Raw genomic sequence first — 9,263 nt, forward strand, 5'->3', positions numbered from 1 at the left:
CGCTGCCGACGATTCGACGGAGTCACTCTTCGTCCTTCGAAGGCTCATCTGCGTGATCGCATGATCTGGTCATGGTTGGAGTGGGTGGAATGCCTGAGACGCATACCGGATGGACGTTCCTCACCAGCCACGCTCGCGTATTGGCCGCCATCGCCGACGACCGCCACACACGCATCCGTGACATCGCCCAACGTTGCCGGCTCACGGAACGTGCCGTACAGAACATCATCTCCGATCTGGAACGCGCCGGCTATCTGTCCCGCACACGTCACGGGCGCGCCAACGCGTACCAGATCGATGCGGCCAAGATCCTGCGCCACCCCGCCGAAGCCGGGCTGACCGTGACCTCCCTCCTCTCGATGCTGATCAAGGACGAGGTCGAACGCCACGGCAGGGTCCCGGAGGCACGCGCCGAGCGCTGAGCGAACGGCTCGACGAGCCGGAGGGCCCCACATCTGCGCGCGCCGTTTCGCCGCCCCTTCCGCGGGCACTCGTGCGGCCGGGCCTGCGCGTCGTCACATCGGGTCATCCCGGCGATGCTTGGATGCCGCACGTCACCGCCTCGGCGCTCACCGTCGCCGCCGTGCTCCGCGTGGCCTCCCGGGTGTTCTGGGGACTCGGCCCGCGCCCCGCCGACGCGGAGGACTACGAGACGACCGGCTCCGACGAGCCCCCCGAGACCGAGGGCCCACTGCGCCGTGTACCGGACACCATGACGGCCGTACCCGCGCTCCTGCTCACCGCCGCCCTCGCCGTCGGTGTCGGCCCCGGCTTCGGCGACCTGGTGGCCCGAGCCGTGAACGCAGCCGACTCGACCGGAGCCCCCACCCCGGTGCACTGGACGCCGCCCGGAATCGCGCTCGCCCTCCTCTCCACCCTGCTGGCCGCGGCCCTCGCCGCCCTGGCCGTGACCCGGCCCGACCGGGGCGCCGCCCCACGCTGGACCCGGCCCCTGCGCCACCTGCAGTCCGGCCACCTCGGCGACTACGTGGCCTGGCTGCTGCTGGGCGCCACCGCACTCGGCGCGCTGGCGCTGCCCGGCGTCCTGGGCGGCTGACCCCGGTCGCGCGGCTGGAATCCCACTATTCGGTTCACATTCCCCGGCCTTTCACTATCCGGAGTCCCTCGAATTCGGAAAGTCGCCACTCCCAAAACTCCTGTCCGATTTTTCCGGAAATGTTTTGCCGATGTGGGCGGGGGAATCTCAAGAAAGTGCTTCGGACCGGAGGCACGCCCGTGGGAAACCGGCTCCGCCCGGCCCTTGGTGCCGCGTCCGTGCGTCGTTCCCACGGTTTCCGTCCAAAAGCACATCGCTGACGGAGGCGCACACGATGCGTACCACCGACGGAATACGACAGCATCCGCACGACGACGCGCCCGACACAGCCGAAGCATTTGCCCGCCTGGCACGGCTGCCCGCGGGAACGGAGCGGAATTCCCTTCGGGACGAACTGGTCCGCGCCTGGCTTCCGATGGCGGAGCGGATCGCTGTCCGCTACGGCAGGCGCGGCGAGCCTCTTGAGGATCTCTACCAGGTGGCGGCTCTCGGACTGGTCAAGGCCGTCGACCACTACGACCCGGACCGCGGACGCGCCTTCGCGGCGTATGCCGTACCCACGGTCACCGGCGAGATCAAGCGCCACTTCCGTGATCACACCTGGGCGCTGCACGTCCCGCGCCGTGTCCAGGACCTGCGCAACCGGGTGCGCCGCGCCGCGAGGGAGCTGGCGCAGACGACACCCGGCCGGGCCCCGACGATCGCCGAGATCGCCGACCACGCGCATCTGAGCGAGGCCGAGGTACGCGCCGGGATGGACGCCCTGACCTGCTTCGCCACGCTGTCGTTGGACGCCGAGATGCCCGGCACCGACGGGTACTCCCTGGTGGACGGCCTGGGCGGGGCGGAGCCGGGCTATGACGCCATCGTGGACCGCCTCGCCGTCGGCCCCTATCTGCGCAGGCTCCCGGAGCGCGAACGGACCATCCTCTACCTGCGCTTCTTCGGCGGCATGACACAGAGCCGCATCGCCCAGCAGCTCGGCATCTCGCAGATGCATGTGTCGCGGCTGCTCAGCAGGTGCTGCGCCCAACTGCGCGAGGAGGTACTGGCCGAGACCGCCGAAGCGCGCGCGGCGTGAGTCCGGCTGCCGAGGATCCGTGAGCCGAGGGCGAAGAGGGGCACTCGTCGCGGTGATCCGGTGTGGTGCGGGGGAGGGGCACAGTGGACGGAGTGTGGGACGTGGCCGACGTCGACGCGTTCATGGGGCGGCTGAACCCCGAGATGTGCGTGGTCACGGCCGTGGCGGGAGGGGAACGGGCGGGGTGTCTGGTCGGGTTCTCCTCGCAGTGCTCCATCCGGCCGGCGCGGTTCGCGGTGTGGGTCTCCAAGGCCAACCACACGTACGGCGTGGCCCGCGCCGCGGACTGCCTGGCCGTCCATCTGCTCACCCGGGACCAGCACGATCTGGCGGCGGTGTTCGGGGGGCAGACGGGCGATCGGGTCGACAAGTTCACGCAGGTGCGGTGGGCGCGGGGGCACGGTGGGGCGGTCGTCCTGGAGGATGCGGCGGCCTGGTTCGTCGGCACCGTCGAGCGCCGCGTCGACGGAGGCGATCACGTCGGCTTCGTCCTCACACCCGTGCAGTGGGGCAGTCGAGCCGACGGTCCTGTGCTGCGGCTCGGCGACACCCGGGACATCGTCCCCGGCCACCCGGCCTGATGACGTGGCGCCGTGGGGCGCGTGACTCCGTAGGGGCCGAAGCCCCGGCCGATGGCGTAAGGAAGCACCCCAAGGGCCCCTGCCGAACGGCGAAGGAACATATCCGGTGATTAGGTGATCTATCGGAGGAACCGTCTGGAAGGGGTAGTCGATGCGAGTGCGTGATTCCGTGGTCGTGATCACCGGGGCGTCCAGTGGCATCGGGCGGGCCACCGCCCTCGCCTTCGCCCGCAGAGGATGCGCCGTGGTCCTGGCCGCGCGGCGGGCGGAAGCGCTGGAAGCGGTCAGGCAGGAGTGCGAACGCCACCGTGGCGCGGAGGCCCTGGCCGTGCCGACCGACGTGACGGACGCAGGGGCCGTCGACGACCTCGCCCGTCGCGTGACGGAACGCTTCGGCCGTATCGACGTCTGGGTCAACTCCGCGGCCGTGACCGTCTTCGGCCGCTTCCAGGAGGTGCCCCTCGAGGACTTCCGCAAGGTCCTCGACGTCAACGTCATGGGCTATGTGCACGGTGCCCGCGCGGCCCTTCGCGTGATGCGCGACCAGGGTCGGGGCACGCTGGTGAACGTCTCCTCGATCGCCGGCGTCGTGAGTCAGCCGTACACGCACGCGTACGGCATGTCCAAGTACGCCGTACGGGCGCTGAGCGCGAGCCTGCGCCAGGAGTTGCTGCTCGACAAGGCGAAGGACATCCATGTGTGCACGGTGCTGCCCGCCACGATCGACACACCGCTGTTCGAACACGCGGCCAACTACACGGGCCGCAAACCGGTGGCCATGCCCCCGGTCTACAGCCCGGAGCGGGTCGCCCGGGTCATCGTGGACCTGGTGCGGGTACCTCGGCGCGAGGTCGTGGTGGGGCCGATGGGCCGCTCCCTGGTGCTGGAGTCCAGGGTCATGCCCGGGCTCGTCGAGCGGATGATGGCCCGTCAGGCGGACCGGACGCACTTCTCCCGCAAGGAGTCCGCCCCGGCCGGCCATGGCAACCTGCACGTTCCGGAGCCCGGGGAGGGTGCCGTTCACGGCGGGTGGGGCGGCCGACGCCGGACCGCGATGCGACGGCTGACCACCGCCACACTGCTGGCCGGCGCGATGGCGGGCGTCGCGCGCCGGGCACGGGCGCACTGAGGCGGAGGGCGCACTGAGGCGGGGGCGCACACGGTTCACGGCGGCGGTCCCGGAGTGCCGAAGGGCGGCCGGCCCGGTGGTGGTCGGCCGTCGTGATGGGCGATGACGTTTCCGGTGGTCGGCCTCGGCGGGGTGCGTGCGGTCGCCCCCGGCAGGGCTCGTGCGGTCAGCCCCGGCGGGGTGCGTGGCCGTTCGCGGAACCGTTGGCCGGCTCGTCGGGCTCGCGTTGCATGGGTCCCCACTCGCCCTCCTGATGGGCCATCCTCTCCCGGGCCTCTTTGATCATCGTCTCGTCGATCCAGCTGATGGGCTCCACATCACGCACCAAGGGTTCGTTGTCGGGCCCCCGCCCCTCGACCCGGCCCCGCAGGACCCAGGGACGGACCCCCGGTCCCTTCTCCCGAGGGAGGTGCGAGTAGTCGTACAGGCGGCGGGCCACCCACAGTTCGACGGGCCGGTCCTCCCACCAGGGCTCCAGGTCGAGTGGATTGGCGGACAGTCCCGGCAGACGTACGCCGGTGAGTCCGTCCCTGCTCGCGGTGAGGTCCTGATCCGCCTCGGGGCCGTGTGACCAGCGCACATAGAGGTGGGGGACACGCCGGACGAGGGCCGCCAGGTCGCTGAGGGTCCGCAGGACGGGGAGTTCGCCTCGGGTGCTCATCGAATCGTCGTCGCTGTCTTCGTCGCTGTCCTCGTCACGGCGTCTGTTCGGTCATCATCGATGTGCTCCCGAGCTCGTTCGCTCGGGTGTCCGCAAGCCGGCCGTGGTCTGCTGCAGGTGGAGTTCCTCCAGGGTCCGAAGCTGTCGCTGGGCGCGTTGGAGGAGGTCGTCGAGCAGATGGGGGTCGAGGCGTTCCTCACGGTCGCTGAGCTGCCGCAGGGTCTGCCAGAGCGCGATCTTGCCCGTCACTCCCAGCCGCAGCGCTTCCAGCTCGACCAGCGTGGTGAGCGGCGAGCGACGTACCAGCCTGCCGTTTCCCTTCAGCCGCCCCAGCTTCTCGGTCGCCCAGCCCGCGCAGACCTTGTAGCGGCGGGTCGGGATGTTCAGCTGTTCCATCAGGTCCGTCAGACGCTGCCGATCCTCAGCGATCTCGGTGGCGATCTCGTCCATCGCCGGGGCGATCGCAGTGCCGCGGCAGGACCGTGCCAGATGACGGGCGCGGTCGGCGCCCGCGGTGGCGCCGGCCAGGTGGTCGTTGAGGTAGATGCCGAGCAGGTTCGTCTCCGTGCTCGGGCCCGTGCCGGTGTCCGTGGCCTTCCCGGGTGCGAACGGGAGGGTGTCGGAGCGCGTTCGATGAGTCACCGGGATGCTCCCTCGTGGTCTGTGCGCAGCCAGGCGCGGAGCCAGCCCGCCTGCATGGCCGCGTCGAGGAGGTAGGTGGGGCGGATACGGCCTGTCGGCACGTAGACGAGGTCGGCGGTGAGAAGTGTGCCGGCGGCGCAGATACCGGTGAGGCGGGCATGGGCACGCCCTTCTGGCGTCGCCGCGGCCATGAGCTGGCTGATTCCGGCGGAGACCAGCATTCCGCCCATGGTCCTCTGCAGCCACCGGTCGGTCTTGGGACCGAAGACCCGTTCGAAGCTGGGCAGGTGCACGAGCGGCCACAGGCCGCCGGCGACATTGAAGACTCCCTGGGCCAGCGCGAGCGCGTCATCACTCGCAGGGCGGGGCGTGGCAGCCATGCGGACCTCCTCCCTGGGGTACCGGAAGTCGGAAGCCGGAGGAATCCTCGGGTACCCCGGCGGTCACCAGGGCACACCCGCGCCTCTCCTCCTCTCCTCAGCCCCCGGCATCACTCCTGCGAACACCGACCGAACTGCGAACACCTACCGAACTACGAACACCGACCGAACCCCTGGGCCCCCGACCGTCGCCTCGGCGGCCCGCCCGCCACCCGGCTCTTCAGATACTGGCGGTGGTGGCCGGCGGAGTCGGTGCCGACGGCCTGGAGGTGACCGTTCGGAGCCTCGACTGCCGCTCAGGGCAGCGGGGTGCCGCCGGTGGCGTTGAGGATCTCCGCCGTGATGAAGCTCGCCCGGTCGGAGGCGAGGAACACATAGGCGGGTGCCATCTCGGCGGGCTGGGCGGGCCGGCCCAGCGGCGCCTGCTTCCCGAACTCCTTGGTGTCCGGCATCGTCGCGGGGATCAGCGGCGTCCACACGGGCCCCGGCGCCACCGCGTTCACACGGATGCCGTCCGAGGCGACCATCTGCGCCAGCCCCTGGGTGAACGTGACGATCGCGCCCTTGGTCGTGGCGTAGTCGAGGAGGTGCGGACTGGGCTTGTAGGCCTGTACGGAGGTGCTGTTGATGATCGACCCGCCCGCGGGGATGTGCGGCAGGGCCATCTTGCACAGCCAGAACATGCCGTACAGGTTCGTCCGCATGACCCGGTCGAACTGCTCCGTGGAGATCGCCTCGATACCGTCCGGCTGCGACATCTGGTAGGCGGCGTTGTTGACCAGCACGTCGATCCGGCCGAATTCCGCGACCGCCCGTTCGATCAGGTGACGGCACTGCTCCTCGTCACGGACGTCGCAGGGGACGGAGATCGCCTTCCGCCCGGCGTCCTCGACGAGCCGGGCCGTTTCCCGGGCGTCCTCGGCCTCCTCCGGCAGATGGGTGAACAGTACGTCCGCACCTTCCCGGGCGAAGGCCAGGGCCACCGCCCGGCCGATTCCGGAGTCCCCGCCGGTCAGCACCGTCCTGCGGTCCTTGAGCAGCCCGCTGCCGCGGTAGGAGTCCTCACCGTGGTCGGGCGGCGGGTCCATGGGGCCGGTCCAACCGGGATGATCCTGGTCCTGCTGCGGAAAGTCCGGCCGGGGATGCCGCTCGACCGGGTTCCGCTCCCCGTTGTCGTTCATGAGCACAGCCCTTCGTCACCTGGTTCCGCCACTGATGTCCTCGCGGACACCACGCGTGTACCCGAGTGCCCTGCCCATCAGGCTCCATACGCGGCCACCCCACCCCTCCGGCCGACGGACCTCGGCGAACGGATACCGGCAGCCGGCCGGGTTCTGGGCCGAGGAGGCCCTCGGCCCGTACGCCGTTTTGAAGGAGACCGGCCACGAGATCGCCGTCGCCACCACCCCGGGCGGCGTCCCGCCGACGGCCGACGCGTTGAGGACGGCCGACGCGTTGAGGACGGCCGACGCGTTGAGCCTGACGCCCGAGTTCAGCGGCGGCCCCGAGGGCGCCGAGCGGATGAAGACCGCGCCGCGCGAGGCGACCGAGCCGGCGAACCCGATGCGCAGCGAGGACGTCAGGGTCGATCGACGACTACGCGGCCGTGTTCCACCCGGGCGGCTGGGGTCCGATGGCGGACCTGCCCGGCAACGCCGCCCCCGGCAGGCTGCCGACCGAGTGGCCGGCCTCCGGCAAACTCGTGTCGCTGGTGTGCCACGGCCCGGCCGCGCCGCCGGCCACCGTGGACGCCGACGGCGAGTCCGGCACCGTCTCATGGCCGACCTGGGCGCGAACTGCCGCGAGGCCGCGCCGTTCACCCCGCACATCGAGGTGGACCGCACCCTCTACACCGGCCAGAACCCGATGTCGGCCGTCCCCCTGGGCCGGGATGTCATCAAGGCGCTCGGCTGACGCCCGCACCGACGACCGTCCCGGTGGCCGGCGACCGCGCCTGGGCTGCCGGGACAGGCTGTAGCCGTCACCGGCGCGGGCGTCGCTGTCGGCGTGGATACGTCGTCCAACTCGCCGAGGCGGCCGATCTGCCCGTCGTGGCCGATCTGCCCGTCGTGGCCGATCTGCCCGTGGTGGCTGGTCTGCCGTGGTGGCCGAATCAGCGCATGGCGGCCGGTCTGCCCGAGAGGGCCGATGCTGAACCGGACGGGAGCATCCAGGCACAGGGACGGGAGCATCCAGGCACAAAACTTTCCCCCTCACAGCGCTGCTGCCCCGTGTCAGGCTGGTGACATGAACCGCGATCCTCACCGCAACGACCTGGGGGAATTTCTCAAGGCGCGCCGCGCCGAGCTCGACCCGGCCACTGTCGGTCTGCCCGACGGCGGCCCGCGTCGCGTGGCGGGCCTGCGCCGTGAGGAGGTCGCCGTGCTGGCCGCCATCAGCACCGACTACTACGCCCGCCTCGAACAGGGCCGTATCCAGGCGTCACCGTCGGTGCTGGAGTCCCTGGCGCGGGTGCTGCGCCTGGACGACGACCAGCGTGCCTACCTGTACGAGCTCGCGGCCAGGGACGACTTCCGCCCGCCCCGGCGTCGGCCGCGCCCCAAGGTCCAGGCCCAGTTGCAGCGGATGCTGGACGACATGGCGCACACCCCCGCGTTCGTGATCGGGCCGCGTACCGAGATCGTCGCCTGGAACACCATGGGCGCCGCCCTGATCACCGACTTCTCGAAGATCCCCGAGAAACAGCGGTACTACATCAGGCTGCTCATCACCGACCCCGCGATGCGCGAGCTGTACGCGGACTGGGAGGGAGTGACCCGGCTGGCCATCGCCCAGATGCGCATGCACAACGCGAACAACCCCGGGGACGCGCGGCTGGCCGCCATCGTGGGCGAACTCTCCGTCCAGGACGACCAGTTCCGCCAGTGGTGGGCCGCCCACAACGTCGCCGTCAGGGACACCGGAACGAAGCATCTGCGCCACCCCGTCGTCGGGGACCTGCATCTCGACTGGAACGCCGTGACCTGGGCCGCCGACTCCGACCTGCAGATCATCGTCTGGACCGCCGAAGCCGGCACGCCCACCCACGACAGCCTGCGCCTGCTGGCCTCCTGGGCAGCGGACCGCGACTACACGACCAGCGACAGCCCGGCCTGACCGCATCCCCTCGGCAGACGGCGCCGACGCCGCGCCGTCAGGGCAGGCGGGGCAGCTCGTCCCGCGCGGAATGGCTCAGGATGCGCAGGTTCTCGGCGAACCGCTCCCGGTCCTCGGGCGGCAGCGGCGCCAGGAAGTAGCGACGGATGTTCTCCACGTGCAGCCGGGAAGCACGCACGGTGGTCTCCGCCCCCAGCGGGGTCAGCCGCACCAGGCGGCCCCGCCGGTCGCCGGGGTCCTCGGCGCGCTCGACCAGCCCGGCGGCTTCCATCCGGTCCACCAGACGTGTCGCACCGCCCGTGGTCAGCACCTGTTCCTGCGCGATGGCCCGCATCGACAGGCCCGGCTCACCGGCCCGCCCCAGGATCAGCAGCACCTCGAACATCAGATGGCTGATCCCGCACTCCTGTTCCAGCGCCCGCCCCAGGATGTACTCCAGCCGGTTCGCGGCTCCCTGCAACCGCCCGAACGCCAGCACCAGCGCGTTGTCCGCGGCCTCCTTCGGCGACGAGATCTCCGCCTGCTCACCCACTGCCCCACCGCCTGCCCGGTCCTCCATGGCCTTCATTCCACTGATCATGCCGTGTTTCCGCCGCGCGGTGACAGTGAGGCGCC

Annotated in this window: 12 protein-coding genes; 7 read left to right on the forward strand and 5 right to left on the reverse strand. The window is 70.9% G+C overall.

Annotated elements, in window-relative coordinates; translation table 11 throughout:
• The first annotated feature begins 71 nt into the window (after nt 1-71).
• From STRIP9103_RS09235 to STRIP9103_RS09255, 5 genes are all read left to right on the forward strand, one after another.
• The gene (locus STRIP9103_RS09235; protein WP_009305922.1) at nt 72-422 is read left to right on the forward strand and encodes a MarR family transcriptional regulator; all 351 of its coding nucleotides are present in this window, start codon (nt 72-74) and stop codon (nt 420-422) included.
• Between the two features lie 122 nt (nt 423-544).
• Nucleotides 545-1,057, forward strand: coding sequence for a hypothetical protein (locus tag STRIP9103_RS09240; RefSeq protein ID WP_048819969.1), 513 nt, complete (start codon nt 545-547; stop codon nt 1,055-1,057).
• Between the two features lie 274 nt (nt 1,058-1,331).
• Nucleotides 1,332-2,138 carry a SigB/SigF/SigG family RNA polymerase sigma factor gene (locus tag STRIP9103_RS09245; RefSeq protein WP_009305924.1) on the forward strand — a complete coding sequence of 269 codons (807 nt, stop codon included), beginning with the start codon at nt 1,332-1,334 and terminating at the stop codon, nt 2,136-2,138.
• Between the two features lie 101 nt (nt 2,139-2,239).
• Nucleotides 2,240-2,719, forward strand: a complete 480-nt coding sequence (locus STRIP9103_RS09250; RefSeq protein ID WP_009305900.1) for a flavin reductase family protein — start codon at nt 2,240-2,242, stop codon at nt 2,717-2,719.
• A gap of 151 nt (nt 2,720-2,870) precedes the next feature.
• The gene (locus STRIP9103_RS09255) at nt 2,871-3,848 is read left to right on the forward strand and encodes an SDR family oxidoreductase (protein ID WP_009305906.1); all 978 of its coding nucleotides are present in this window, start codon (nt 2,871-2,873) and stop codon (nt 3,846-3,848) included.
• A gap of 166 nt (nt 3,849-4,014) precedes the next feature.
• Here the strand turns inward: STRIP9103_RS09255 and STRIP9103_RS09260 are convergent, their stop codons facing one another.
• The 4 genes from STRIP9103_RS09260 to STRIP9103_RS09275 form a co-directional block, all read right to left on the reverse strand.
• A complete protein-coding gene (locus STRIP9103_RS09260) occupies nt 4,015-4,509 on the reverse strand; it encodes a DUF6098 family protein (protein ID WP_009305908.1) in 495 nt (164 codons plus the stop codon).
• 54 nt (nt 4,510-4,563) lie between these two features.
• Nucleotides 4,564-5,151 (reverse strand): hypothetical protein, encoded by a 588-nt coding sequence (locus tag STRIP9103_RS09265; protein ID WP_009305921.1) that lies wholly within the window; start codon nt 5,149-5,151, stop codon nt 4,564-4,566.
• A complete protein-coding gene (locus STRIP9103_RS09270; protein ID WP_009305902.1) occupies nt 5,148-5,531 on the reverse strand; it encodes a hypothetical protein in 384 nt (127 codons plus the stop codon). The genes STRIP9103_RS09265 and STRIP9103_RS09270 overlap by 4 nt, the downstream gene beginning before the upstream one ends.
• A gap of 296 nt (nt 5,532-5,827) precedes the next feature.
• A complete protein-coding gene (locus STRIP9103_RS09275; protein WP_048819972.1) occupies nt 5,828-6,712 on the reverse strand; it encodes an SDR family oxidoreductase in 885 nt (294 codons plus the stop codon).
• Here STRIP9103_RS09275 and STRIP9103_RS09280 point away from each other — a divergent pair.
• Nucleotides 6,711-7,445 carry a type 1 glutamine amidotransferase family protein gene (locus STRIP9103_RS09280; RefSeq protein WP_234022160.1) on the forward strand — a complete coding sequence of 245 codons (735 nt, stop codon included), beginning with the start codon at nt 6,711-6,713 and terminating at the stop codon, nt 7,443-7,445. The genes STRIP9103_RS09275 and STRIP9103_RS09280 overlap by 2 nt on opposite strands.
• A gap of 333 nt (nt 7,446-7,778) precedes the next feature.
• On the forward strand, nt 7,779-8,648 hold the full coding sequence (locus STRIP9103_RS09285) for a helix-turn-helix transcriptional regulator (protein WP_009305915.1): 870 nt from the start codon (nt 7,779-7,781) through the stop codon (nt 8,646-8,648).
• A 37-nt stretch (nt 8,649-8,685) separates the two neighbouring features.
• Here the strand turns inward: STRIP9103_RS09285 and STRIP9103_RS09290 are convergent, their stop codons facing one another.
• The gene (locus STRIP9103_RS09290; RefSeq protein WP_048819973.1) at nt 8,686-9,180 is read right to left on the reverse strand and encodes a MarR family winged helix-turn-helix transcriptional regulator; all 495 of its coding nucleotides are present in this window, start codon (nt 9,178-9,180) and stop codon (nt 8,686-8,688) included.
• Between the last annotated feature and the right edge of the window lie 83 nt (nt 9,181-9,263).

This window comes from Streptomyces ipomoeae 91-03 (assembly GCF_000317595.1).
GTDB classification, from domain to species: domain Bacteria; phylum Actinomycetota; class Actinomycetes; order Streptomycetales; family Streptomycetaceae; genus Streptomyces; species Streptomyces ipomoeae.

Excerpts from the sequence above, each read along its gene's own strand:
- STRIP9103_RS09240 (WP_048819969.1), top strand. The coding sequence starts at position 545 with ATGCCGCACGTCACCGCCTCGGCGCTCACCGTCGCCGCCGTGCTCCGC.
- STRIP9103_RS09235 (WP_009305922.1), top strand. The coding sequence starts at position 72 with ATGGTTGGAGTGGGTGGAATGCCTGAGACGCATACCGGATGGACGTTC.
- STRIP9103_RS09275 (WP_048819972.1), bottom strand. The coding sequence starts at position 6,712 with ATGAACGACAACGGGGAGCGGAACCCGGTCGAGCGGCATCCCCGGCCG.
- STRIP9103_RS09260 (WP_009305908.1), bottom strand. The coding sequence starts at position 4,509 with ATGAGCACCCGAGGCGAACTCCCCGTCCTGCGGACCCTCAGCGACCTG.
- STRIP9103_RS09285 (WP_009305915.1), top strand. The coding sequence starts at position 7,779 with ATGAACCGCGATCCTCACCGCAACGACCTGGGGGAATTTCTCAAGGCG.
- STRIP9103_RS09270 (WP_009305902.1), bottom strand. The coding sequence starts at position 5,531 with ATGGCTGCCACGCCCCGCCCTGCGAGTGATGACGCGCTCGCGCTGGCC.
- STRIP9103_RS09245 (WP_009305924.1), top strand. The coding sequence starts at position 1,332 with ATGCGTACCACCGACGGAATACGACAGCATCCGCACGACGACGCGCCC.
- STRIP9103_RS09255 (WP_009305906.1), top strand. The coding sequence starts at position 2,871 with ATGCGAGTGCGTGATTCCGTGGTCGTGATCACCGGGGCGTCCAGTGGC.
- STRIP9103_RS09280 (WP_234022160.1), top strand. The coding sequence starts at position 6,711 with ATGAGCACAGCCCTTCGTCACCTGGTTCCGCCACTGATGTCCTCGCGG.